Source organism: Tessaracoccus pujii (assembly GCF_054483895.1).
Genome location: NZ_CM137012.1, coordinates 2,938,098 through 2,963,562, shown reverse-complemented (window position 1 = coordinate 2,963,562; position 25,465 = coordinate 2,938,098). Strand labels below are relative to the sequence as shown.

Sequence of the window (25,465 nt, the reverse complement as noted above, 5' to 3'; positions counted from 1 at the left end):
ATGAGGTCCCGGCGGGCGTTCCGCCAATATGCATATTCATTCATTCCTGAGTTTACATTCAAGTATACGCCAGGGCCCATCCATGTCAACGCTTAGGTCGGCGCTCGCCTCGGTAAGGGCGCCAATCAGGCCGGGGCCGCACTCGCGCGCGCCGACAACCATGCTCGGCGCCGTCGGCTCCGACGAATCCCGGCACACGGCGCTGCGACTACTGAACGAGGCGGGGGTTGACATCAAACACGTCCTTAAGCCGCCAGACCCCACCGGTCTCGCCGTGGTGTCGGTGTCGAGCGACGGCGAGAACACGGTCGTGGTGGTGTCGGGGCAAGCGCGCAGGTGTCCGTGCAGCACGTGGAACAGTGGGCTGCGCTCATCAGGGACGCCGACATCGCCGTTTCCCAGGGAGACATTCCGGCCGAGGCCAACGCGGCGGTGGCGACCCGAGTGATGTCAGCGCGAAGTTGCGCTGAACGCAACGCTCTGGAAACTGTGCGACGGGGAGGGTGCCGCGTTGCATTGTGCGCAACGCATCCACGTGTTCCGGTTGTGCGGACGCTTCGCGATGTCTAGCCTCGAGTCATCGGAACAAGGGGCCTTGGAGGGAGGTTGGAGGTGAGTCAGCAGGGCATCGAACGCAGCGGCCTTGAGCGCGGCCTGCGTGTCATCCGTCTTCTCATCGAGTTGGAGAGTGACCCCGCCCTGCAACACCGTGGCCTTTCTGTTCAGCAGGTCTCCTACGAGCTTGGGGTCCACAAGAGCACTGCCTCGCGCATCCTGCGGACGCTCGCCCAGGAAGGATTCGCCGTCGCGCCCGCGCGTTCCCGGCGAGGCTACCGGCTCGGGCCGGCGCTGCGTTCACGGTTCGGCCTCACCACCGCCCAGCGGCGTTTTCGCCATCTCGCTTCGCCGTTCCTGCAGGAACTCGTCGGCCTGACCGGGGAATGCGCACACGGGGCGGTGGCCGCGGACGGCGAGGCTCTGGTCGTGGACGCCATCGAGACGGCCCAGTCGCTGCGTGTCGTGCTGGAGAAGGGCCGGTTGCTGCCCCTCCACTCCACGTCGGTCGGCAAGTGCCTGCTCGCCTGGGAGCTGGCCCCGCTACCCGTCCAGCTACCCGCCCGCACCGGTCACACCATCACCGATCCAGACCTGCTTCGAGATCACCTGGCGACGGTCCGCTCTCTCGGCTACGCCGTCGACAGCGAGGAGAACCACACCGGGGGCTGCGGGATCTCGGCGCCGGTGTTCGAAGGTCAGGACGGACCGCCGGTGGGTTGTATCGGGATAGGCGGCCCCGTCCAACGCATCAACCCAGCAACCATCGAGGACCTGGCAAGGCAAGTCACCCTCGTGGCGAACCAACTCACCCAGGCGATCGTCGACACCCCCGCCTGATCGCCGCCCCACACGTCCCCGGTTGCCTCCGGGGCAGCAAGACCACCCACAACCCGGCCTGGCCCCGCCATGCCCGCACATCGGAGGAACACATCATGAAGGACTCACCATTCGCCGCCGTCAACGCCCAGGCCGCCGCTGCCGTCATCGCAGTCTTCCTGGTCTTTGCCGTGCTGTTCGGCAACCCCGACGCCACGCCCGTGACCGGCCAGGGCACCGTGGAAGTCTCCCAACAGCAGAGCCTCGGGTAACACCGGAAGAGGTACCAGACGATCACAACCCCCGGATCCATCCTGCGTGAAACAGGGTGCGGGGCCGACGTCGGCGGCCCCCCGCCCCGCCTGCAGAACGATGCCCCTCCCCGGCCTGACGAGTCCCGACGCGCCCCGTCGCCAGCGGAGGGCGGCGGGAGTCCCGAACCGCATGCCCCCGACGCGACTCGCAGCGCGCGTCCGAGTTGACCCCCGACTGGGTCAAGAAGGACCTGTACCCCCTTCTGCAAGGCCCGATTCGAGCCGCGGGGCTTACCCTCCTCCACGACAGCGGCATCGCGATCCCTCTAGGGAACACAAGAGACGAGTTCATCAACGGATCAAACACCGCTCGCGAGTGGCTTCAACCGTCAAGCGGCGGTCTAGACGACGCCGCTTGACCTGTTTCCCGGACCCACGGGCTCGCGTGGCAGCTCTGCCCCCCGCGCGGCAGTTTCGGGCGTTCAGGCGGTTCGTGACCCGACAGTGTCAGCCCGTTCGTTGTGGGGACATGTCCCGTCGAGCTAGAGGGCCGCTCCACCTCAGACGCGGGATCCAACCCGAGCCTCCAGCGCGGAGACGGTCCCCCAGTGCCGCCCCCCACGCTCAACCCGGTCCTAGGCCACCACCACTACCGGCACTCCTCCGCGGACAAGGCCACCGCCCACCTCCAGGTGATGAACCTTCCAGACGCGGAAACGCGCCCCCAGTGGCACCCCGTGCTCCACCCGCTGAGCGTGGACTCCCGCACTGGCGTCCCACCACCGCGGACACCCTCGATGACAGCGGCCGTCACCACCGCGGCGCCGATGCAGAACCCGACGACTTATCCGTCCGCGCGGCGGCATGACCGTGACGTCAGCGATGGGTCTTGATGACATTCGATGGCGCAGCGTGGGCCGGTGGATCTTGAGAGGCGCCTGTCGCCGGTGACCAGGGGCGCTTGGAGTGCTACGGAGAGGGCAACGTAGGCGGCGTCGTAGATAGTGAGGTTGTCACGCAGTTCCCCAGCGGGCGGCCCGGCCCGCTTCCCCGAAGGAACGTGTTGAGGCGCGGGGGGGACCACTAGGCTCTCCAGAGCGAGTGATCTCTCGAATCGCCGCCACAGGGTCGCGGGACCTGCGATCACTGACGAGAAATGGGGCTTGAGGAGCATGAACGTTGTTGTCGTCGGTTCGCTCAACGTCGACCTTCACCTGCGGCTGGCCCGACACCCGATCCCGGGGGAAACGCTCCTGGCCGAGGGTGGCAACCTCTCCCCCGGCGGCAAGGGCGCCAACCAGGCCTGCGCCGCCGCCTTGGCCGGTGCGCAAACGACACTGTTGGGGGCGGTGGGCTCCGACGACTCCCGCCACACAGCGCTCCGCCTCCTGAGCGAGGCCGGGGTCGACCTCAGCCACATCGTCGGCGTGGACGGGCCTACTGGCCTCGCCGTGGTTTCAGTCTCCGCCGACGGGGAGAACACCGTGGTCGTGGTGTCTGGAGCCAATGCCCAGGTTGATCCGGCGATGATCCGGCGATGGGCGCCGCTCATCGCAGAGGCCGGCCTGGTGGTTTCCCAGGGCGAGATCTCGGCCGACGCATTGCGTGCGGTCTCGGATGTGGTGTCCGGGCGTTGGCTCCTCAACCTTGCCCCCGTCATCGAACTCGACCCAGCGGTCATCCGTCGAGCCGACCCGTTGGTGGTCAACGAACACGAAGCAGAAGCTGTCCTGGCTCAGCTGGGCGGATCCTACACAGGCGGGCCCCAGGACCTGGTTCTGGCTCTCCGCGCACAGGGAGTGGCCTCGGTCGTGCTGACGCTGGGCGCCCAAGGTGCGCTCATAGCCGGCAAGGAGGGCGTCGACCGCATCACCAGTCCCCGTGTCGATGCGGTCGACACAGTTGGCGCGGGGGACGCATTCACCGGCGCCCTCGCAGCACGCCTGGCCGAGGGCGCCGGGCTGGTTGAGGCCGCGCGCTACGCCGCACGGTTCGCCGCCTACTCAGTTCAGTTCGAGGGCGCCCAGTCCTCCTATCCCCGCCCAGATACCCAACTCCCGGAGATCCCATGAAACGTGCCGGCCTGCTCAACCCCGACCTGGCCTCGGCAATTGCGAGGCTCGGCCACACGGACACCTTCGTCATCGCCGACTGCGGACTGCCCATCCCGGGCGGCGTCCGCGTGATCGACCTGAGCCTGGTCTTCGGGATCCCGCGGTTCGCCGACGTGCTCGGAGCGGTTCTCTCCGAGGTGGTGGTGGAAGGTGCTGTCGCCGCCGAGGAAGCGCGGGCCGGCGAGGTGGGGGCGCTCCTCGCGAGCACCCTGGAGGTCGATGTCGAGTGGGTACCGCACGAGGAGCTCAAGCGGCTGGTGCGGGAGGCGTCATTCGTGATCCGCACCGGCGAGTGCACCCCGTACGCCAACCTGATACTGCGCTCAGGGGTTCCCTTCTAGACGACCCCGGGGAATTGGGAACGCGCTGACGTCGCACCCGTTCACCTCCCGTCGGGAGACCGGCGGCTCAGCCCTACTGCCTAGCCGGGCGTTGATCCGGAGGAGATCAGCGCCCGCGCCGTATTGACGTCGGTGATCAGCACATCGCACCAACCACCGAGGAGCGCCCCGCGGATCGCCGCGAACTTGCTGTGCCCCCCGGCCACGCCTATCCGGCGGGGGATCTTCTTCAGGGTCGCGGCATCGATCCCGAGGGTCCTGTCGTGCAGGTCGTTGTCGACTTGTTGGCCGGCAGCGTCGTAGAAGTTCAGGCACACGTCCCCCACAGCTCCCTGAGCGCTGAGGCCGGCGAGATCCGTGGCGGAGAGGGTGTTGCCGGATGAGACGAGCAGAGGCGAGGGCTGCACGTTTCCGATCCCCACGAGAGCCATCGTCAGATGGGCCCACGAGTCACGGACCGCAGCGATATGCGGGTCCGCCATCAGTGAGTCCCGGACCTGGGGGGAGGACACGACTCCAGGGGCCGGGAAGTAGTTCACCTCACCGCCCGTCACCTGCGCCAGTCGTTCGGCCAGGCGGGTTGCCGACACCTGCGCCCGGGGGTCACCGACACCTCCCAGGAGCTGCACGATCGACTTCGCCGAGCGGGTGGTCCGAGGCGACATCGCGTCGACGACTGCCAAGAGCGAAGTGGACCATGAACTCAACCCCACGCGGTCCGTCGGCAGCATCGTCGACTCGAGGTATCGGGCACCTGCCGCACCGAGCGCGGACAGCAGTCCCGACTCGTCGTCGTCGACACCGGTGACCACGACGTCACGGAGACCGTACGTGTCGCGGACGCGTTCCTCCACCTCGGTGAAGGAGCCGGGAGGGTCCACAACGACCGTACGAACCACTCCCACCTGCGTTGCCTCCTTCAGGAGGCGCGAGACCCGCGACTGGCTCATATTGAGCCGGGTGGCGATTTCGGGCTGGCGTAGCCCTCCCTCGTGATAGAGGCGGGCCACCTTCACGATGAGTTGAAGGCGATCGTTCTGCAGCAGTGACGGAGCCACGACGCCGTCGTCATCCCTTGACATGTCGATCAGTGCTCCTGACGGGTAAGCGACAGTGCTGAGGCCCATTCGGCGCGAGCAGCAGCATTGTCGCGCTGAGGCGTGAAACGCGCGGACGGGACGCTGTCGAACTCTACTCCCAGTGTGTCGGCCGCCAGCTGGGCAGCGCCACGGGCAGACAACCCGGCATGGCTCGGCCGCTGGACGGCGCGGCCTCCGAGATCCGCCTGCAGCTGCATGAGGAAGTCGTCGGCGCTCGGTGCGCCGTCGGCGAGGATGACATCGATGGGCCCCGCGGACTCGGCAGCGTCGACCACATCCGTGATCTGGTGGGCGATGGCCTCCATAGCGGCCCGTGCCAGGATCGCCGGATCTGTGCCGAGGTCGAAGCCCACCAGCACGGCGCGGGCATGGGGATCCCAATGGGGGGCGCCGAGCCCCGCGACCGCGGGTACGAGCACCACGCCGTGGTCTTCGGGAGCTGTTCGCGCGAGCGTCGCGAGTTCCTGGACGCTGCGCCCCAGCAGACGAGACAGCCACGCGACGGTGGCGCCACTGGCCAGGATGTTTCCTTCGACGGCGACGGCGGACCGGTTCCCCAGTCGCCACGCGACCGTCCCCACCAGGCCCGGTGGGACGCTCGCCGCATCGTCGACCAGGCCCATGACCGACGAGCCGGTCCCGTAGGTGGCCTTCAGTGCACCGGGGCCCCGAACCCCGTGCCCGTACAGCGCGGCGTGGGAGTCCCCGAGGACGGCCTGGATCCTGCTGCCGGGCAGCACATCCAGCGCGCGGCTCGGTTCGTCCGACGCGGCCACCCGGGGCAGGAGTTCCTGCGGAATGTTGAACAGGCCACACAGCTCCTCGCTCCACTGGCCCGTGGCCAGGTCCAGAAGCTGGGTCCGCGACGCGTTGCCCGCTTCGATCCGGTGTTCACCCGTCAGCCGGGTGACGAGCCAGGAGTCGACGGTGCCGATCGCCAGTTCACCGCGTCGTGACCGGCTGCGATCCGGGTCCACGGCTTCGAGAAGCCACTGCAGTTTGAGTGCCGAGAACATGGGATCCAAGGGCAGGCCACTGATGGCGCGGACTCTGTCCGCATGCTCGGCCAGCTCGGTGACACGGTGCGCAGTGCGCCGGTCCTGCCATCCAAGCATGGGCCCGACAGGTTCGCCCGTGGCCCGGTCCCACACCAGAGCCGACTCGCGTTGCGTACTCAACGCCACCGCCGCCACCTCATGGGCGGACGCGATCTCCGTGATGACCTGCCGCACTCCGTCCAGGATCTCAGTCGCATCCTGCTCGACCCAGCCGGGTCGCGGATGGGCCTGCCCCAAGGGGACCGAAGCGGACGCGAGCGCCGCGCCCGTCGCGTCGAAGAGGGTGGCTTTGGTGCTGCTGGTTCCTTGATCGACCGCGAGGATCACAGGTGTGCCTTTCCGGTGGTGTGGTTGGCGCTCAGCCAGAAGCGGTGACGGGGTGGCGATGATCACCGATCACCACCACCCCGTCAGTGTGTCGTCACTCGAGGGCGAACACCGTGTAGCGGTCTGCGTTCGACGCGTCGATCAGGACGCAGTCGATCGACTGCTTCTCCGGCTGGCCGGTCTCGCCGGTACGGATGAAGGCGTCCGCCTGCTCCACAGCGAGCTCCGAGATCGCGACAGCAGGCTGCAGGCCGGTGGCCAGGAGCTTGCCGTCCTTGATCGCCTGCACCGCATCCGGGGCGCCGTCGAACCCGGCGATCGTGATCTGATCAGCCTTACCCGCCGCATCCACAGCGGCCACTGCGCCCAGAGCCATGGTGTCGTTGGCTGCGATGATCCCGGTCAGGTCGGGGTAGCGCTGCAGGAGTGTCTCGACCTTCGAGAAGGCCTCCTGCTGATCCCAGTTGGCGGTCTCCTGCGCGACCATCTCCATGTCCGTGTACTGGTCGAGCACGCTGTGGAAGGCCTCGGACCGGACGGCCGCGTTGGTATCCGTCTCGCGGCCCTTCAGTTCGACGTACGTGCCCTTGCCCTCGAGCGCAGCGCCGAAGGCCTCTGCCACCAAGGCCGCACCCTGGGAGTTGTTTGCCACGATCTGCGAGGTCGCGAGCCCGGTCTGGTTGATCTCGCGGTCGATGAGGAAGACCGGAATGCCCGCATCCACGGCCTTCTGCACCGCGCCGATCGTGACGTCGGCTCCGGCGTTGTCGAGGATGATCGCGACGGCCCCGTTCGAGATCGCGGAGTCGATCAGCTCGGACTGCTTGTTCGGGTCGTCATCGTGGGAGTCGGACGTGGTCTCGTAGCCGAGTTCCTCGGCCTTGGCGACGGCAGCGTCCGCCTCCGCCTTGAAGAAGGCGTTGGAGTGGGAAGGGGTGATGACGGCGATCGTGCCACCCGCTTCAGCCGCGGGCTGAGTGGACTCGGCGGCCGAGGTCGAGGGTGCGGCGGTTGTGCTCGTCGGCGATTCTGAGGTGCCGGCGCAGCCGGCCAGAGCGAAGGAGGCCGCGATGAGGGTTGCGGCCAGGGAAAGAAGGGGTGTGCGCATTGTTTTCTCCATCGTGAACGTGCGCGGATATCGGAGTGGACTTGCTGACCGGCGGTCAGATGACTAGGCGGAGACGGACGGGGCTGCCACCTCCTTCTCTCGACGGACGCTCGCTGCCGCTGCGGCCGCCGCTCGCGCGGTCTGCAGTCGCTGTTGGACCTGGTCGAGCATGACCGCCAGGACGATGACGGCGCCCTTGATGAACACCTGCCAGAAGCTCGAGACTCCCACCAGCACCAGGCCGTCGGAGAGGAACCCGATGACGAACGCGCCGATCAAGGTGCCCTTGACGCTGCCTCGTCCGCCCGCGAGCGAGGCGCCGCCGATCACGACCGCGGCGATGGCGTTGAGTTCGAAGGACGTGCCGGCTTGGGGCGCGGCGGAGGTGAGCTCGGATGCGATGATCAACCCCGCCATCGCCGCACAGGCACCGGAGATCATGTAGACCGTCGTCGTGACACGCTTCACGGGCACGCCGGACAGTTCGGCCGCCCGGGGGTTGCCGCCAGTGGCGTAGAGCCAACGCCCGAAGGGGGTCTTGGCGATGAGCAGCCACACCGCGATCGCGATGACGATCATGAGCCAGACCTGCGTGGGTACGCCCAGCGGCCGGCCGGTCCCGATGAACCAGAAGCCCGTGTTGCCGATGGCGGGATCGCCCTTGAGGTTAGGGAAGGTCGAGCCGTTGGAGATCAGCAGTGCGGCACCGCGCGCCATGTACAGCGTGCCGAGCGTGGCGATGAATGGAGCGACGTTCAGCCTGGTCACCAGAGTGCCGTTGAGCCATCCGACCACCGTGCCCACCAACAGGGCCACGAGAACGACGACCAGGACCGACGGGTAGGCGTTGACGTTGAACAAGTCACCGATGCCGAGGCCGACCCCGTCCAGCATCACACCCGCGACGATTCCGGAGAGGCCGACGATGGAGCCCACCGACAGGTCGATACCTCCGGTGAGGATGACCAGGAGCATTCCCAGAGCCAGGATGGCGTTGTACGCCACATGCCGCGTCATCGTGAGCAGGTTCGAGCCCGACAAGAATGCGTCCGACAGGCTGGCGAAGACGACTATCAGGATCAGCAGGGCGATGAACGCTCGTTGGTCGAGGATGAACTCCCCGATCGAACGGTCGCCGAGGATCGATCGGGTGAGACCCCTTTGCGGATTCCCGGTTGCGGCTGAGCTCATCGGGCTTGTCCTTCCATCGTGTGTTCAAGGGCGACGAGCTCTGAGTCGTCGGCCGCGGCGAGCACGTGCTCGCGCGTGGCGTGGGCGGGCGACATCTCGGCGACGATCCGGCCTCGCGACATGATGAGGAGGCGGGAGGTCGAGTTCAGCGCCTCCGCTACTTCCGATGTGGCGAAGAGAACGGCGACGCCTTCGGCGGCAAGTTCAGCCATGAACGCGAAGATGTCCGCCTTGGCCCCCACGTCGACCCCGCGGGTCGGTTCATCCAACAGGATGACTTTGGGCTTGGTCAGGAGGGCCTTGCCCACGACGACCTTCTGCTGGTTGCCGCCGGACAACGAGCCGATGGGCGCCCCCTGGCTTGACGCCTTGACCCTCACGGAGGCGATCACCTCGTCATTGCGCACGCGTTCTCGCGCGCTGTTGGTGATGAAGCGGCGGGTGAATGCAGCAACAGAGGCCAGCGACAGGTTGACGCCCACCGACTGGCCCTGGATCAGGCCGTCCTTCTGACGGTCCTCCGGCACGAGGAACATCCCACGGTCGATCCGCTGACGAATGCTCGTCGCTGTGATGTCTTCACCGAACAGCATGATCGCCCCTGCTTGAGGCTTGTTGCGTCCGATGAGGGTTTCGAACAGTTCCGTTCTACCGGCCCCCATGAGTCCGTAGACGCCTACCACCTCACCGGCACGGACTTCCAGGGACAGGTCATCGACGGCGAGACGCCCGGGCTGGCTGGGGTCGGCCAGAGTCAGCCCCTCGACCTCCAGCGCCACGTCGCCGATCTCGGCGTCGATCGCTGTGAACAGGTCGTCGTGCGCGCGTCCCACCATCGCGGAGACGATCCACCCGATGTCGATGTTGGCGATCTCCTCGGTGGCCACGACCGAACCGTCCCGAAGGACCACGGCGTGGTCTCCGATCTCCAGCGTCTCGTCCAGGTGGTGGGAGATGTAGACGATCGCCACCCCCTTCGACGTCAGATCACGGATGACACCGAACAACACCTCGACCTCGGTGGCCGACAGTGCCGACGTCGGCTCGTCCATGATCAGGACCCTCGCCTCCTGATCCAGGGCGCGGGCGATCTCCACCAACTGCTGCTGACCCAGCCGAAGGTCGCCGACGATCGACCGGGGGCTGATCGGTTCCTTCAAGCGGGCGAGGGCGGCCTCGGCACGCCTACGCTGAGCCTGCGTATCCACCAGACCCCCGCGGGTGAGTTCGCGCCCGAGGAAGATGGACTCGGCCACCGTCAGGTTGGGGCTGAGATTCAGTTCCTGGTGGATGATCGCCACGCCGCGCGCAACCGCAGCGGTCGGGCTGGAAAAGGTGACACCCTCCCCATCCAAGGTGAGGGTCCCGTCGGTAGGTGGCTCGATGCCCGACATGACGCGCATCAGGGTGGACTTGCCTGCGCCGTTCTCGCCGAACAGGACCGTGACCTTGCCCGCCCGGATGTCGAAGTCGACATTGCGAAGCGCGCGTGTTCCGCCGTAGACCTTGGAGACGTTTCGCGCAGACATGACCACCTGGTCGACCGCAGCGGCATGGGTGGGACTCATGACACCGTCTCGATGGAGATGGGCGTGATCTTGACGTGCGTCTCGTTGTCGTGGGTGAAGGCGCCGAGCACGGTCACCTCCTGGCCCAGGAGCGAATCGAAGTCGGTCTCGCTGAGGACGGTCTCCTTGACCCTGTTGTTGAGTTCGGTGGCGACCGAAGCGAAGTCGATCTGGTTGAGGAACATCTCGAAGGTCATGAGGCCCGTGGCATCCCGGATCGCGGTCCCCGTGACCGCGGGCCCGGTCTGCACTCCGACGGTGACGTCCGAGACTCCCTCGACCTCGAGGCCCACCTCGCCGAACGATCCCTCCACGACGGTGCCCGTCACACGAACCGGGAACGAGTACGGGGATCCACCATTGCGGAACCCATAGTCCTCTGCCGAACCCTCGTCCGCCGCCAACGCGTCGAGCAACGTGGGCAACTCGACTGCCTTCGCCTCGATGGCGGGGACGACCTCGGCATCGTAGGACGCCTGCGCGTACGCCACCGGATCGGAGACGACGTCGCTGTCGACGACAGCATCGGTGAAGGGTTCGGTGCCAGGAGCGTAGAACCTTGTCCCAGCGAGAATGGCCACCAGGATGACCGCCATGATCGCCATCCGCGACAGCGCCGGCCGCTTCCACAATGGAATGGTTCCTGATGATTGCATGTGTCACTTCCCTGTGAGGGTGAATACATACTCACCGTTGCACTGATGCCAGTCTTCCACGGGTCGGGTATCCTGTCAATGACGAATAGGCTAGCGCGCCACGCAATGCAGGCATGTGGCATCGAAAGTCACGCACTCAGGCGCCGACACAGAAGCGGCCCGCCCACCCGTGAGGGTGTGGGCGGGCCGCTGTGGGTGCGTGGTCCAGATCAGGAATTGTCGCCGCGGTAGTCGATCCGGTCGACGGCCACCGTCCCCTGCGTCGCGTAGACGCCGAACACGCGCCCCGTGAACGAGGCGGCCACCTCGTTGGACAGGTAGCGGCCGTCCACCTCCTCCATCACCGCGACGGAGCCGTCAGCGCCCAGGAAACCGAGGGAGACCATGTCCGACGACTGGTGGCCCATTCCCTCCGCCCGCGCCGGCGCGGAGGACAGGACGAGCGTGACCACCTCGTCCGGCACCTCCACGGACGACTCGCGGACGAAGCCCGGGACGACTGCCCTCGCAGTCATCCTCCCGTTGCCCGCTTCGACCTCGTAGTGGAAGCCCTCGTCGTAGCGCACCGCGAGGCCGCCGACGCCCTGGGAAGCATCCACGACGGCGCGGATCTCGCACGTCTGGTGTTCCTGGCGGTGACCGACGAAGACCGGGCGGAAGGCGCCCATCCCGTCGCCTTCGCCGCTGAGCGTGAGCCAGCCTGGCCGGGAGGTGAGTTCCGCCACCTGATCCGGGCGACGGCGCACGCCCATCCACTCCGGCCCGAGCGGTCCGTCGAAGTCCTCGGACCACCCGAAGCCGGCGCGCGGGTTGAGCTCCACCGGATCGATCTCGAGCCAGTCGTCGCCGTTCCAGCGGGCCGGGGAGATGAACGTCTCTCGACCCAGCGCGGAGAAGGAGCGCACCATGCCGCGCGGGCGGGTGCCGAGCATCACGACGTACCACTGGCCGTCCGGCCCCTCGACGAGGTCGCCGTGGCCGGTGCACTGGACCGGCCTGGCGGTGCCGCGGGCGGTGACCAACGGGTTTGCCGGGCACGACGTGAACGGCCCCTCGGGGGCGGTGGCGCGTGCGATCGAGATCGAGTGCCCCCGCTCGGTACCGCCCTCGGCCACCATCAGGTACCAGTAGCTGCCGATGTGGTAGAGGTGCGGCGCCTCCGGGAACATCCCCCCGTCACCGGACCACAGGGACCGCTTCTCCCCCAGCACCTCGCCGGTGGCGACGTCCACGCGGATCTGCTCGATGCCGCGGTGGGCGCCGATGTCGGGGCCGGAGAGCACCAGGCCGGAGTAGGTGACGTAGGCGTTGCCCTCGTCGTCCCAGGCGAGGTCGGGGTCGATCCCCTCCAGGTCCACCACGACGCCGTCGCTCCACTCGCCGGCCGGATCGGTGGCGGTGAAGATGCACGTGCCGCGGCCGGCGGTGTCGGTGACGATGAGGTGGAACAGCCCGTCGTGGTGCCGGATGGTGGGCGCCCACACGCCGAGGTTGGTGGGCGCGTTCGGCACCCCCAGCTGCACGTCCCGCACCGCCACGTTGGCCACATGGGCCCAGGTGACGAGGTCCCGGGAATGGTAGATGGGCAGGCCCGGGAGGTACTCGAACGTGGAGGTGGCGAGGTAGTAGTCGTCGCCGACGCGCACGATGCTCGGGTCGGGGTTGAAGCCGGGGAGGAGGGGGTTGGGCAGGGTCACGACAGTTCAACTTCCATGGTGAGGGGGGTGTCGGTCACGCTCGCACCGACGTGGAGCGCGAAGACGCCGGGCTCCAGTTGCCATCCGCCGTCGAAGTGCTGGAACCGACGACGCGCGACTGTGACCTCGACGGTGGCGCTCTGGCCTGCGTCGAGGCGGACGGGGGCGAACCCGGCCAGCCACCTGACCGGGCGGTCCACGGCGGTGTCCGCGCGGGAGGCGTAGACCTGCACCACGTGCTTGCCGGCGCGGGTTCCCGTGTTGGTGACCTCCACCTTCACGACGACGTCCTCGGCCACCTCGGCGGTGGCGTCGGCGAGCTCCCATGACGTGTAGCCGAGGCCGTGACCGAACTCGAAGGCCGGGCTGACGCCGGCCTTGAGCCAGGCACGGTGGCCGATATGGATCCCCTCGTCGTACCGCAGGGCGCCCCCTTCGGGGGTGCAGTTGAGCACCGGCACGTCCGCGAGGCTGGCGGGCCAGGTGGTGGGCAGCCGGCCGCCCGGCTCGGCCAGGCCGAGGAGAACGTCGGCGATGGCGTTGCCGAACTCCTGGCCGCCGAAGTAGCCCAGCAGGACTGCGGCGACATCGTCGCGCCAGGGCATGAGCACAGGAGAGCCCGAGTTGACGATGACGATGGTGCGCGGGTTGGCGGCCGCGACGGCGCGGACCAGGTCGTCCTGGTGGCCGGGCAGGTCGAGGTTCTCCCGGTCGTAGCCCTCTGACTCGACCTTGGAGTTGGTGCCGACCACCACGACGGCGGCGTCGGCCGCCGCCGCGGCCTCGGCGGCCTCGCGGATCAGGTCCTCCGGGTTGTGGTTGGACGGCGCCGTGCCGAAGGTGAGGCCGATGGCGCCGGCCACGGCGAACTGGGTGGACCCGAGGTCGAACTCGACGCGCAGGTCGACGGCCTGACCGGCGGTGAACTGCACCGGGCGGGTCTCCGACGGGGGCGCCAGCAGCGCCGCCCCCAGGTCGGTGCCCGTGACGATGGGCTGGTCCTCGAAGAGGAGCTCGCCGTCGACGAAGACGCGGCCGCGCATCGACGTGGCGAAGCCGAGCTCCCGCTCCTCGGTGACGTCAGGCGTGAACCGGGTGTCGAGGGCCAGGACAGAGGACCGCTGGATGACGTCCACGCCGCCGCCGAACCAGGTCAGCGAGGTGGCGAAGCGGTCCTCGGTCATCAACTCGTTGCCGTCGGCGTCGAGGAAGCTCGCCACCAGGCCGGGCCCGCCCGTGCGCGGGTTGGTCAGCTGGTCCGGGTTGAGGGCCGCGACACCTTCCTGCACCACCGCCCCGAGGCTGTAGGTGACCTGGGCGCCCGGCAGCGCGGCGCGAAGCCCGTCGAGCGGATTGACCACACGCTCCGGGATGACGGTGGCGCTGCCGCCGCCTTGCGTGCGGGCCTCGTCGGCGTTGTGGCCGATGAGCGCCACCGTGGCCAGCGAGCCGCCGTCCAGCGGGAGGATGCCGTCGTTGGAGAGGAGCACCATGCCTTCGGCCGCGGCGCGGCGCACGAAGGCGATCCCGTCCACGTCGGCCGGGGCCTTCGACCGCGCGTCACCCAGGGCGCCGACACGCTCCGCCAGCATCAGCAGCCGCGCCACGTGTCGGTCGATGGCCTCCTCGGACACCTCTCCGGCCTCGACGGCCTTCAGCAGCGCCGCTCCCCACACGCCGGGGGCCGGCATCTCGAGGTCCTGCTCCGCGTCGGCGGCGGCGGTGCTGCGCACCGCGGTCCAGTCGCTGACCACCACGCCGTCCCAGCCCCACTCGCTGCGCAGGGGGTCCCGCAGCAGGGCGTTCTCGGTCATGGTGGCACCGTTGACGGAGTTGTAGGCGCTCATGATCGACCAGGTGCCGGCTTCGACTGCCCGCTCGAACGGGGCGAGGTACAGCTCACGGAGCGTCCGCTCGTCAGCGACGACGTCCACGGTGAAGCGGTCGGTCTCGAAGTCGTTGGCCACGTAGTGCTTCGGGGTGGCGGCCACACCGTTGTCCTGCAGGCCGGCCACGTAGGAGGCGGCCAGTTCTCCGGTGAGCACCGGGTCCTCGCTGAAGCACTCGAAGTGACGGCCGCCCAGGGGCGAGCGGTGCAGGTTGATGGTGGGGCCGAGAACCCAGTCCACGCCCTTGCGACGCGCCTCTGCCGCCGCCGCCGCCCCGTACTCACCGGCAAGCCCGGTGTCCCAGGAGGAGGCCAGCGCCGTCGCCGACGGCATGTTCAGTGACGGGGACCGCTCGTCCCAGACCGGCCCGCGGACGCCGGAGGGGCCGTCGGACAGCGTCATCTTCCGGAGCCCGATCTCGGGAACCTCGATGGTGGTCCAGAAGTCCTCACCGGTGAGGAGCCGGATCTTGGTGGGCAGGTCGAGCGTTGCCACGAGGGCGTTGATGTCTGACATTGGTTCTCTCTCATCGTGGAGTCGAGGGGTGTGGGTGCCAGGGAGGCCGCAGCCCGCGCCCTCCATGGCAATGTCGTGCGGTTCAGAGCGCGTCGAGCTCCAGCCCTGCGCCGGCCTGTTCCTTCATGGCCGCCTGCTCGGCGAGCATCCGCAGCCGCTGGGCGCGCCGCTGCTCCTGGCGGTCGGGGTCAGGGACGGGGGCCGCCATGAACAACCGCTGCGTGTAGGGGTGCTCGGGGTGCTTGGTCACGGCGTCGACGAGGCCGGACTCGACGATCTCGCCCCGGTACAACACGGCCACCCGGTGGCTGACGTGCCGCACGACGGCGAGGTCGTGGGTGACGAAGAGCAGTGCCACGCCGGTGGCCTCCTGGATCTCGACGAACAGGTCCAGCACGCGGGCCTGCGTCGACAGGTCCAGCGCCGAGACCGCCTCGTCAGCGACGATCAGCTTCGGATCCAGGGCCAACGCACGGGCGATGGCGATGCGCTGCCGCTGGCCGCCGGAGAACTCCTTGGGGAGCCGGCTGCCGGCATCGGTGGGCATGTGGACCTTGTCCAGTAGGTCCTTCACCCGTGCCCGCGCCGCCTTGCCCTCCACACCGTTGGCTGTGAGGGGCTCGGCGAGGATCTGCTCGATCGTCATCGACGGGTTGAGCGACGAGTAGGGATCCTGGAAGACCACCTGGATGTCCTTGGCCAGCTTCCGGCGCTCCCGACGGTGCAGATGCGAGATGTCCTGGCCGTCGAAGGTGATGGACCCGCCGCTGACCGGGGCAAGCCCGAGGACGGCCCGGCCCAGCGTGGTCTTGCCGGATCCGGACTCGCCCACCAGCCCCACCGTCTCGCCCGGCTGGATGTCCAGGGAGACGGACTTGAGGGCGTGGAAGGGCTTGCGTCCGCCGCCACCTGGGTAGATGACGTCGAGGTTCTTGACCTCAAGCAGTGAGCGGCTCATGCGACGCCTCCTTGGACGAGTGGGGGGCGGACGGGTCCGTCCTCGTCGAGCATGGCGTCGAGGAGGGAGCGGGTGTAGTCGTGCTTCGGGGACGTGAAGATCGAGCGGACGGGCCCGGTCTCCACGATCAGCCCCTCCTTCATCACCGAGACGCGGTCGCAGAGGTCCGCGACGACACCGAAGTTGTGCGTGACCAGGAGCACGGCCATGTGGAACTCGCTCTGCAGGTCCCGGATGAGGTCCAGCACCTCGGCCTGGATGGTGACGTCGAGGGCCGTGGTGGGCTCGTCGGCGATGAGCAGGTCCGGGTCCGAGGACACGGCGCCGGCGATGAGGACGCGTTGCGCCATGCCGCCGGAGACCTGGTGGGGGTACGCGTTGAACGTGCGCTCAGGCTCGGGGATTCCCACCCGCTCCAAGAGAGCGAGCGCCCGGGCCTTGGCGGCCTGCTTGTCCAGCCCCATCGTCGTGCGGAGGGGCTCGACGAGCTGGCTGCCGATGGTGAACATCGGATCCAGGTTGCTCATCGGCTCCTGCGGAATGTAGGCGATCTTCTTGCCCCGCACGGCCGCGTGGCCGCGGGCGCTGCCGGAGACCAGGTCGGTGCCCTCGAACACGATGGACCCGCCGAGGACCCGCCCACCCGTCGGGAGGAGCCCCAGCACAGCGAAAGACGTCTGGGTCTTTCCGGAGCCGGACTCACCGATCAGTCCGTGGACCTCGCCGCGCCTGATCGTGAGGTCCACGCCGTGCACCACCTCGATGACGCTGCCGTCGGGCTGGTCGTAGCCCACCCGCAGGTCCTTGACTTCGAGCAGCACCTCGCCGGTGCGCTCCGCGATGCGGGCGTCGTCGTCGTGGCGGAGGGAGGCCGGGGCCGCCTTCTGCCGAGGGTCGGACCGCTTCTTCTTCCGGCCCGCGGTCGCGGTGCGCTCCAGGGCGTCGCGCATGGCGTTGGCCAGCAGCGTCAGGGAGATCGTGGTCAGGCCGATGGCCAGCGACGGCCACAGCATGTTGATCGGCTGGCGGTACATGACCTCGAACCCGTCCTTGAGCATCGAACCCCAGGTGGGGGTCTGCGGATCACCGATGCCGAGGAACTCGAGGCCGGACTGGATGGCGATGGCGATAGCCATGATCATCGAGGCCTGGATGATGTTCGGAGCCCGGACGACGCCGAGGATGTGCCGGCTCATGATGCGCGCGTCGGACAGGCCGGCCACGCGGGCCGCGTCGACGTAGAGCTCCTCGCGCACCGCACTGACCGAGGCGTAGACGAGCCGGTAGAACGACGGGCTCATGAGGAGGCCGAAGATCACCATGGACCAGTACACCGACGGACCGACCACCGCTCGTGCGGCCAGCAGGACGATGATGCCGGGGAGAGCCATGGTGAGCGAGGTCACCCACGTGAAGGTGGTGTCCAGCCAGCCCTTGTAGTAGCCGGCCAGGAGGCCGGCGGTGACGCCGATGACGAGGGCGACGACGAGGGCGACGAGCGCCGCCCCGATGGAGATCTGGGTGGCGGAGAGCAGCCGCGAGAAAATGTCGCGGCCGGCACCGTCGTACCCGAGCAGGGACCCGTCCCCGGCGGGGGCGAGGATCTTGTACGCGTCGGCGCGGTTGCCGTCGAGGGGGGCGAGCATCGGGCCGAAGACCGCGGCCACACCGATGATGCCGAGGAAGGCGATCGCGGCCACGGCCACCGGGTTGCGGAACACGCGGCGCAGGACGCCTGACCGCTTGGCGGCGCGGGGCGCGACCGGTATCTGGAGCGGGGCTTCTTGGCTCATCCGAGTCTCACCTTAGGGTTCAGCAGGCCTTGTGCGATGTCGATCAGGAGGTTGACGATGATGACGATGACCGCCGTGGCCACCACCAATCCCATCACCATGGGGATGTCGCCCTGCGTCGTGGCGCCGACCGAGAGCTGGCCGAGGCCGGGCATCTGGAAGACCTGCTCGACGATGACGGCGCCGCCGAGCATGCCGATGAACTGGACGTTCAACACCGCGAGTGCGGGGCTGAGGGAGTTACGGAGGACGTGCTTGAAGACCACGCTCCGGGTACCCAGACCCCGCGAGCGGAGAGTGCGGACGTAGTCCTTCTGCAGCGCGTCGACCACGGATCCCCGGATCTGTTGCGCGACCGAGGACGAGCCGCCGATGGCGAGCGCCGTGATCGGCAGCGCCACCGAACGGGCCCAGCCCCCGAAGCCGTCCCTCAGCGGGGTGAAGCCGGTGGCGTTGAACCAGCCGAGTTCGATGGCGAACACGAAGACCAGGCCCACCGCGATGAGGAAGCCGGGAACGGCCATGCCGAGCACGGTCAGGAACTGGATGCCGCGATCCACCCAGCCACCGGACAGCGCCGCCAGGACTCCGAGGATCACCGCCACCAAGGCGGTGATGAGCGTGGCACCGACGACCAGCGAGAGCGTCACCATGAGGCGGCTGGTCACGCCGTCGATGACGAGCTGCCCGGAGAACCAGGACCGGCCGAAGTCCCCGATGAGGGCGTTACCGAACCAGGCTCCGTACTGCTCCCAGATGGGGCGGTCCAGACCGAGTTGTGCCGCCTTGGCCGCCACCTGTTCCTGGGTGGCGGTCTGTCCGACGAGGCGACGGGCGATGTCGCCACCGCCGAGATACAGCAGGAGGAACGCCAGGGTGGTGATGGCGAAGACCAGCACCACCCCGGCGAGCAACCTGCGTCCGATGAAACGCAGCATGTGTCCCAGTTCCGATCAGGCCGGCTTGGTGTCGTAGAGGTTGGGGATGGTGTTCGTGGGGAGCATCGTCACCGTGGTCTCGGGATCGGTGGCGATCACGCCGTTGACCCGGTAGAAGGGGGCGAACCATGCCTCCTCGACGATGTGGGTGTTGAGTTCCTTGATCAGCTCGTCACGACGGGAGTCATCCGCGGTCCGGTACTCGTCCAGGATCTCGGCGACCTTGGGGTCGGCGTACTTGAACGGGTTGAACACGGCGGTCTCGGCGATCATGAACTGCGTCAACTGCCAGTCGGGGTTCTGCTCAAGCGCCATGAAAGCCGCGGAGAACTTCGGGGCAAGCAGGTCTGCAATGAAGTTCTGGCCGGGCTGGACGTCGTTGACGGTGATGTTGATCTCCGACAGGGCCTGGGCGACGAGCGCGTACACCGTGCTGCCCAGGATGGGGGAGCTGGGCATGTCCATGGAGAACCCGGCCTCGTAGCCGGCCTCAGCCATCAGGGACTTGGCCTTCTCGATGTCGTAGGGGTAACGCTCGTCGAGCGCCTCGTCGTAGGCGGCCGAGGTGGGCGGGAACACCTGGCCCGTGACCGTGCCGTAGCCGAGCGCCACGGCCTGGAGCATCGCAGGGCGGTCGAAGACATGGTTGATGGCCTGGCGGACCCGGACGTCGCCCAGCTCGGGGGTCTGCACGCCGCCGCGGTCGAGCAGCAGCAGGCCCTGGAAGTCGAGCTCGTTCTTGTTGAGCGTCCAGCCGGCACCCTCGGCCTCCGGGAAGGTCTCTGCGGAGGAGAGCTTGGCGTAGTTGACCTCACCGGCGCGCAACGCGTTGAGCATCGCGGTGGTGTCCTGGAACACGCGCATGACGATGGTGTCGTAGTGCTGCACGTCGGGGTTCCAGTAGCCGTCGCGCTTGACGAAGGTGTAGCTGGTGTTGGTGACGGTGTTGGCCAAGTCGAGCGTGTAGGGGCCGGAGCCGACGGGGTTGGTGGCCAGATCCGCGTTGGAGAGCGCGGCGGGGCTCGCCACGAGGCCGGCGGTGCGCGTCAGGTAGTTCAGGAAGGCCGGGTCGGGGGCCGTGAACGTCACGACGACCGTGGACTCGCCGTCGGCCGTGATGGTGTCGACGTTGGTCATGTAGCCGGCGTCGGGGCCGGTGCCGTCCTTGAACCGGTTCATGCTCAGGGCCGCGGCCTCGGCGGTCAGCTTCTCGCCGTCGGAGAACGTGACATCGTCGCGCAGGGTCAGGGTGAGGGTGGTCTGCGCCTCGTCGTACTCGAACTTGGTGGCGAGCCAGGGCTCGATGGTGTTCTCCGGCGTGGCCACCAGCATCGTGTCGTATGCCGCCTGGTAGAAGGGCAGGCGGTTGCCCCATTCGGCGATGGCCGGGTCGAAGGACATGGGGGCGGCGATGAGGCCCATCACGAGCTGGCCCCCTCCGGTGCCGCTGCCGCTGGGAGTGGCCCCACCGCTCTGCGTGCCGGTCCCTGCGTCGTCGGAGCAGGCGGTGGTGATTCCCAACGCGGCCACTGCGACAGATGCGGCGCCGATCTTGAGGAAGTCCCTACGGATCATCTTTGGTCCCTTCACACTGTGGCCGCCGCACCCTTGCTGCGACCTGTGGAGGAACCCTAGCAAGAAAACCGAGCGAGTGGTAGGTTTTGATATGAAGTCGTTACAATCGTTCCGACGCGAGGACCAAAGGAGGTTGCCATGACGCTGTCGCCGATCGTCTCGGAGGAGGCCGCCACAGGCCCGCGCGGCGCCTACCGCAAGACGGCGGTCACACGTGCCCGGATCCTCGATGCCGCCCTGGAGGTATTCGGGGAGAAGGGATACGAGAGCGGATCATTGCGGGAGGTCGCAGCGCTCGCCGACATCAGTCAGGCCGGTCTACTCCACCACTTTCCGAACAAGGTGGCCCTGCTGTCGGCCGTACTGGAACGCCGGGACGAAGGAGCGAGCGAGGAGACCGCCGCGACACCACCCGGGATCCACAGCCTGGGCGCACTGGTGGACTATGCACGGCAGAGCGCGTTCAAGCCTGGCGAGATCGAACTCTTCGCGGTCCTGTCCGCCGAGGCGACCCGCCCCGAGCACCCGGCCAACGCCTACATGCGGCGCCGCTACGAGTGGGTCACCGACATCGCGGTGGAGTCGCTGACCGCCGCACGCGACCAGGGCCACCTGAAGCCCGACGCTGACCCGCTGAGGGTTGCGTCGCAGATGTTCGCCCTCTGGGACGGGCTCCAGATCCAGTGGCTACTGAAGGTCAACGACGTCAATATCGCCGAGGGGATCGAGCACTTCCTCGACCTGCACCTCGTCAAGCCCCTCCGCGAACTCCTCCGCGAGGCCGCGGCCGAACGCTGAGGCTCGGGCCCCCCCGGGGGGGCGGTGCAGCCGGGGAACACACATCCCCCCGGTCCCGCTGCAGCAGCGCCCCACGGATGGCGGGGGTGAACAGGCGATGGGCCCGGCCCACATCCAACGGCCGAGACGCCGTGCCGAGCACGACGGGGATCAGCCCGGCATCGCAGGCCAGGCGCCGCGCTTCCCCCGCCGACAGGCCTTCCGCCCCGCCCGCCCCGCCGGTGTCGAGGAGGGCGACCGTCCCGAGACCAGTGGTCAGCGTCTCCAGGTCCAGGGTGATGTGGACCTGGGGCCGGTCCATCCGACCCCAACGACCCCGCGACACCCCACAGCGCAGCGATGTACCGCTGCCCCACATCCCGCACCGAATCGCTTATGCGTACTATTCTAGCACGAGCGCTCGGGGCTTGAAAGAGCCACGGCATGAAATTTCCGGGGCGTTGGGAACCCACGGCTCCATCGCCTCCACCTGGTCGAGCCGTGCACGCTCTTGGCCGGGGCACAGAGAGAGGGGCCGCAACGCTCACGTCACGGCCCCCTCTTCACTGCATCAGCGCTGCTTCAGTACCGCCTTCGCCGCCGCGAAACGGGCGATCGGTACCCGGAACGGCGAGCAGCTCACGTAGTCCAGGCCCACCGAGTTGAAGAACTCGATGGAGTCCGGATCCCCGCCGTGCTCACCACAGACGCCCGTCTTGAGCGTCGGCTTGACCGAGCGACCCCGCTCCACGCCCATCTGCACCAGCTGCCCCACGCCCTCGACGTCGATCGTCTCGAAGGGGTTGCGCTCCAGCACGCGCTCCATCACGTAGGTGGTGAGGAAGCCGTTCTCGGCGTCGTCGCGGGAGATGCCGATGGCCGTCTGGGTCAGGTCGTTGGTACCGAAGGAGAAGAAGTCCGCGAACTCGGCGATCTTGTCCGCCACCAGCGCGGCGCGTGGCAGCTCGATCATGGTGCCGACGGTGTAGTCCAACTCGCGGCCGGCCTTGGCCAACTCGTCCTCGACAGCCGCCACGACGATGCCGCGCTGGGTCTGCAACTCCTGGGTCAGGGCCACGAGCGGGATCATGATCTCGACCCCCACCGTCTCACCCTCGCGGTCCAGGACGGCGAGCGCGGCCCGGACGATGGCGCGGGCCTGCATGTCCGGGATCTCCGGGTACAGCATCGCCAGGCGGCAGCCGCGGGTGCCCAGCATGGGGTTCACCTCGTTGAGCCGCTTCACCTGCGCCAGCGTGGCCCTGGCCTCACCCAGCCTCTCCTCGTCGCCGCCCTCGAACTCGAGGCGCTGCACCAGCAGAGACTGTTCGACGAGGTTGGGGAGGAACTCGTGCAGCGGCGGGTCCAGCAGCCGCACCGTGACCGGCAGGCCCTTCATGGCGGTGAAGATGCCCTCGAAATCCGCCTGTTGCATGGGGAGAATCTCCGCCAGCGCAGCGGAGCGCTGCTCGGGGCCCTCGGCCAGGATCATCTTGCGCACCGCCGGGAGGCGGTCCTGCGCCATGAACATGTGCTCCGTGCGGCACAGGCCGATGCCCTCGGCGCCCAACTCGCGGGCCTTCGTCGCATCCTCGAAGTTGTCCGCGTTGGCGCGCACGCCCAGCCGCCGCACCTCGTCGGCCCATTCCACCACGCGGGAGAAGTCCTCGTTGATCTGCGGCGGGATGAGCTCCAGCCCCTCGCCGTAGACGAGGCCCTCGGTGCCGTCGAGGGTGATGACGTCGCCCTCCCGGATGACCTTGTCGCCGATGGTCAGTGTCTTGCCGGCCGTGTCGATCCGGATGCCCTGCGCACCGGCCACGCACGGCTTGCCCATGCCGCGTGCCACGACAGCCGCGTGCGACGTCATGCCGCCGTGGGCGGTGAGGATGCCCTGGCACACGATGACGCCGTGGATGTCGTCCGGGGTGGTCTCGAAGCGGACGAGGACCACGGGCTCGCCGCGACCCCCGCGCTCCGCGGCCGTGTCCGCATCGAAGACGACCTCGCCGACGGCGGCACCGGGCGAGGCCGGCAGACCCTGCGCGATGGGGGTCTTGCCGTGCTGCGGGTCGATGGCGGGGTGCAGCAGCTGATCGAGCTGGCTGGGCTCGATGCGCATCAGCGCCTCCTCGTGCGTGAGGAGGCCCTCGTCCACCAGGTCCGAGGCCACCTTCAACGCCGCTGCGGCGGTGCGCTTCCCGTTGCGGGTCTGCAGGAGGTAGAGCTTGCCGTTCTCGACGGTGAACTCCATGTCCTGCATGTCCTTGTAGTGCTGCTCCATCTTGTGCATGGTCGCGATGAGCTCGTCGTACGCCTCGGGCAGCACCTCCCTCATCTCCTCGAGCGGCCGCGGGGTGCGGATACCGGCGACGACGTCCTCACCCTGGGCGTTGACGAGGAACTCGCCGTAGAGCGACTTCTCACCCGTCGACGGGTTGCGCGTGAAGCAGACGCCGGTGGCGGAGGTGTCTCCGCGGTTGCCGAAGACCATCTGCATGATGTTGACGGCGGTGCCGAGATCGGCCGGAATGTTGTGGGCGCGGCGGTACACCTCGGCGCGCGGGTTGAGCCAGGACTTGAACACCGCGTTGATCGCGCGGTTGAGCTGCTCGACGGGGTCCGAGGTCCATTCGCCGCCCAGGTGGTCGTTGGAGATGTCCTTGAAGGACTGCACGAGCTCCTTGAGGTCCTCAGCGGTCAGGTCCGTGTCCTGCTCCACGCCCCGCTTGTGCTTGAGTGCCGACAGCGCGTCCTCGTAGGCGTGCCCGGGGACGTCCTCGACCACCTCGCCGTACATCTGGATGAAGCGCCGGTAGCAGTCCCACGCGAAGCGCTCGTTGCCGGATTCCTCAGCGACGGCCGTGACCGACTCGTCGGAGATGCCGAGGTTGAGGATGGTGTCCATCATTCCCGGCATGGAGTGCACGGCCCCGGAGCGCACGGAGACCAGCAACGGCTTCTCGCGCCCGCCGAGCTTGCGTCCCGTGCGCTCCTCGAGGCGGGCCAGCCCGGCCGCGATCTGGTCCGCGAGGCCCTCGGGCCATTCGCCGCCCAGCTTGGTGGTCTCGACGCACGCCGTCGTGGTGACAGTGAACGCGTCGGGCACGGGTACGCCCACGCGGTTCATCTCTGCGACGCCGGCGCCCTTACCGCCGAGAAGGTTACGCATGGTGGCGTCGCCCTCCGACAGGTCATAGATGTAACGATCCTCGCTCATACTGGGGGAATCTCCTTTGACAACCCTGGGGACCTCGATGTCCCCATCCGTCGCCCAGCCTAGACCCGACGCCCACCTCAGGCGGGCTAGGGGTGAAGTTCCGCCAGGAGGGTCATGGAGACCAGTGGCTGCCGGTGCGGATCACTCCCGGGGGGCGACGCAGACGCGCGCCAAGCGTCTTCGCCCGGTCGTCCACCATCTCGATGATCCGTGACGCCGCCTCCTCGATCGCAACCCCCGTCGTGTCGATGATCGGGCACCCGAGCCTGCGTTGGGTCCTGCCGATCTCGTCGAGTTCGTCGTAGATCTTCGCCAGGTCGGCGTAGCCGTCCTTCGTGCCGAATCCGCCCATGCCGCGGACGCGCTGCCCGCGGATCATCAGCAGCCGCTCGGCGTTCATCGTCAAGCCGACGATGCGCCAGCGGTCCAGCTCCCAGAGATCTTTCGGCGGCTCGATCCCCGGTACCAGCGGCACGTTGACGGCCTTGTAGCCGAGGTAACCGAGGTAGATCGACAGGGGGGTCTTGCCGGAGCGCGACGGGCCGACGAGGCAGATGTCGCACTCGCGCAGCGCGGCTGGGAGGGCCCCGTCGTCCATCCGGACCGCGAAGTCGATGGCCGCCATCCGCACGAAGTACTCCGCCTCGACGCCCACGGCGCGCATCGCCACCTGATCGGCCTCGAGGCCGGTGACCTTCTCCAGCGCGTGCATGGCCTCGGTCATGAGGTCCGCGAACGGGATGTCTGCGTCACGGCAATAGTTCTTCACCAGTTCGGCGCTCTCCTCACTGACGAGCGTGAAGAAGACCACGGCGGGTGCGGCGCTGTCGCGGACGGCCTCCAGGGCGCGCATGAGCGCGGCCGGCGAGGTGATCCTGCGGTGGCGCACGATGGAGAACTCACGGCTCGGGAACTGCGTGATCGCGGCTCGGGCGATACGCGCTGCGGTCTCCCCCGTCGAGTCGGCGAGGATGTGGATTTCCAGCGGCTCTGCTGACATGCTCCACACTT

General features: G+C 68.1%; 21 protein-coding genes. 6 read left to right on the top strand and 15 right to left on the bottom strand.

From position 1 onward, the window contains the following. Nucleotides 1-28: 28 nt before the first annotated feature. The 5 genes from ACX1D0_RS13810 to rbsD all read left to right on the top strand — a co-directional run bounded on the left by ACX1D0_RS13810 (nt 29) and on the right by rbsD (nt 4,083). Nucleotides 29-448 carry a PfkB family carbohydrate kinase gene (locus tag ACX1D0_RS13810; RefSeq protein ID WP_459018575.1) on the top strand — a complete coding sequence of 140 codons (420 nt, stop codon included), beginning with the start codon at nt 29-31 and terminating at the stop codon, nt 446-448. 164 nt (nt 449-612) lie between these two features. Beyond that, nucleotides 613-1,395, top strand: a complete 783-nt coding sequence (locus ACX1D0_RS13805; RefSeq protein WP_459018574.1) for an IclR family transcriptional regulator — start codon at nt 613-615, stop codon at nt 1,393-1,395. A 95-nt stretch (nt 1,396-1,490) separates the two neighbouring features. Continuing rightward, complete coding sequence (locus ACX1D0_RS13800; protein WP_459018573.1) at nt 1,491-1,646, top strand: hypothetical protein; 156 nt, start codon at nt 1,491-1,493, stop codon at nt 1,644-1,646. 1,154 nt (nt 1,647-2,800) lie between these two features. Further along, nucleotides 2,801-3,700 (top strand): ribokinase, encoded by a 900-nt coding sequence (locus ACX1D0_RS13795; protein ID WP_459018572.1) that lies wholly within the window; start codon nt 2,801-2,803, stop codon nt 3,698-3,700. Next, entirely contained in the window at nt 3,697-4,083 is a 387-nt protein-coding gene (rbsD, locus tag ACX1D0_RS13790; RefSeq protein WP_459018571.1) for a D-ribose pyranase, read from the top strand. Before ACX1D0_RS13795 ends, rbsD begins: the two co-directional genes overlap by 4 nt. Nucleotides 4,084-4,163: 80 nt before the next feature. Here the strand turns inward: rbsD and ACX1D0_RS13785 are convergent, their stop codons facing one another. The 12 genes from ACX1D0_RS13785 to ACX1D0_RS13730 form a co-directional block, all read right to left on the bottom strand. Continuing rightward, entirely contained in the window at nt 4,164-5,165 is a 1,002-nt protein-coding gene (locus ACX1D0_RS13785) for a sugar-binding transcriptional regulator (protein ID WP_459018570.1), read from the bottom strand. A gap of 5 nt (nt 5,166-5,170) precedes the next feature. Beyond that, nucleotides 5,171-6,568: an FGGY-family carbohydrate kinase gene (locus tag ACX1D0_RS13780; RefSeq protein WP_459018569.1), complete on the bottom strand. Its 1,398-nt coding sequence runs from the start codon at nt 6,566-6,568 to the stop codon at nt 5,171-5,173. Nucleotides 6,569-6,662: 94 nt separating this feature from the next. Next, complete coding sequence (locus tag ACX1D0_RS13775) at nt 6,663-7,676, bottom strand: D-ribose ABC transporter substrate-binding protein (RefSeq protein WP_459018568.1); 1,014 nt, start codon at nt 7,674-7,676, stop codon at nt 6,663-6,665. A gap of 63 nt (nt 7,677-7,739) precedes the next feature. Next, nucleotides 7,740-8,867, bottom strand: a complete 1,128-nt coding sequence (locus ACX1D0_RS13770; protein WP_459018567.1) for an ABC transporter permease — start codon at nt 8,865-8,867, stop codon at nt 7,740-7,742. After that, nucleotides 8,864-10,435: a sugar ABC transporter ATP-binding protein gene (locus ACX1D0_RS13765; RefSeq protein WP_459018566.1), complete on the bottom strand. Its 1,572-nt coding sequence runs from the start codon at nt 10,433-10,435 to the stop codon at nt 8,864-8,866. The genes ACX1D0_RS13770 and ACX1D0_RS13765 overlap by 4 nt, the downstream gene beginning before the upstream one ends. Then, on the bottom strand, nt 10,432-11,091 hold the full coding sequence (locus ACX1D0_RS13760; protein WP_459018565.1) for a DUF2291 family protein: 660 nt from the start codon (nt 11,089-11,091) through the stop codon (nt 10,432-10,434). The genes ACX1D0_RS13765 and ACX1D0_RS13760 overlap by 4 nt, the downstream gene beginning before the upstream one ends. 209 nt (nt 11,092-11,300) lie before the next feature. After that, nucleotides 11,301-12,788 (bottom strand): glycoside hydrolase family 43 protein, encoded by a 1,488-nt coding sequence (locus ACX1D0_RS13755; RefSeq protein WP_459018564.1) that lies wholly within the window; start codon nt 12,786-12,788, stop codon nt 11,301-11,303. Further along, nucleotides 12,785-15,193 (bottom strand): glycoside hydrolase family 3 protein, encoded by a 2,409-nt coding sequence (locus tag ACX1D0_RS13750; RefSeq protein ID WP_459018563.1) that lies wholly within the window; start codon nt 15,191-15,193, stop codon nt 12,785-12,787. The genes ACX1D0_RS13755 and ACX1D0_RS13750 overlap by 4 nt, the downstream gene beginning before the upstream one ends. A gap of 82 nt (nt 15,194-15,275) precedes the next feature. Further along, a complete protein-coding gene (locus ACX1D0_RS13745) occupies nt 15,276-16,151 on the bottom strand; it encodes an ATP-binding cassette domain-containing protein (RefSeq protein ID WP_459018562.1) in 876 nt (291 codons plus the stop codon). Next, nucleotides 16,148-17,944, bottom strand: coding sequence for a dipeptide/oligopeptide/nickel ABC transporter permease/ATP-binding protein (locus ACX1D0_RS13740; protein ID WP_459018561.1), 1,797 nt, complete (start codon nt 17,942-17,944; stop codon nt 16,148-16,150). The genes ACX1D0_RS13745 and ACX1D0_RS13740 overlap by 4 nt, the downstream gene beginning before the upstream one ends. Further along, a complete protein-coding gene (locus ACX1D0_RS13735; protein WP_459018560.1) occupies nt 17,941-18,882 on the bottom strand; it encodes an ABC transporter permease in 942 nt (313 codons plus the stop codon). Before ACX1D0_RS13735 ends, ACX1D0_RS13740 begins: the two co-directional genes overlap by 4 nt. A gap of 15 nt (nt 18,883-18,897) precedes the next feature. After that, complete coding sequence (locus ACX1D0_RS13730) at nt 18,898-20,457, bottom strand: ABC transporter substrate-binding protein (RefSeq protein ID WP_459018559.1); 1,560 nt, start codon at nt 20,455-20,457, stop codon at nt 18,898-18,900. Between the two features lie 138 nt (nt 20,458-20,595). Between ACX1D0_RS13730 and ACX1D0_RS13725 the strand changes: the two genes are divergently transcribed. Beyond that, a complete protein-coding gene (locus tag ACX1D0_RS13725) occupies nt 20,596-21,255 on the top strand; it encodes a TetR/AcrR family transcriptional regulator (RefSeq protein WP_459018558.1) in 660 nt (219 codons plus the stop codon). On the opposite strand, the gene ACX1D0_RS13720 is transcribed toward ACX1D0_RS13725, so the two are convergent. From ACX1D0_RS13720 to ACX1D0_RS13710, 3 genes are all read right to left on the bottom strand, one after another. Continuing rightward, the gene (locus ACX1D0_RS13720) at nt 21,209-21,613 is read right to left on the bottom strand and encodes a DUF222 domain-containing protein (RefSeq protein WP_459018557.1); all 405 of its coding nucleotides are present in this window, start codon (nt 21,611-21,613) and stop codon (nt 21,209-21,211) included. The two genes, ACX1D0_RS13725 and ACX1D0_RS13720, sit on opposite strands and share 47 nt — an antisense overlap. Nucleotides 21,614-21,805: 192 nt before the next feature. Beyond that, a complete protein-coding gene (gene ppdK / locus ACX1D0_RS13715; protein WP_459018556.1) occupies nt 21,806-24,454 on the bottom strand; it encodes a pyruvate, phosphate dikinase in 2,649 nt (882 codons plus the stop codon). A gap of 112 nt (nt 24,455-24,566) precedes the next feature. Next, the gene (locus ACX1D0_RS13710; protein ID WP_459018555.1) at nt 24,567-25,454 is read right to left on the bottom strand and encodes a pyruvate, water dikinase regulatory protein; all 888 of its coding nucleotides are present in this window, start codon (nt 25,452-25,454) and stop codon (nt 24,567-24,569) included. Between the last annotated feature and the right edge of the window lie 11 nt (nt 25,455-25,465).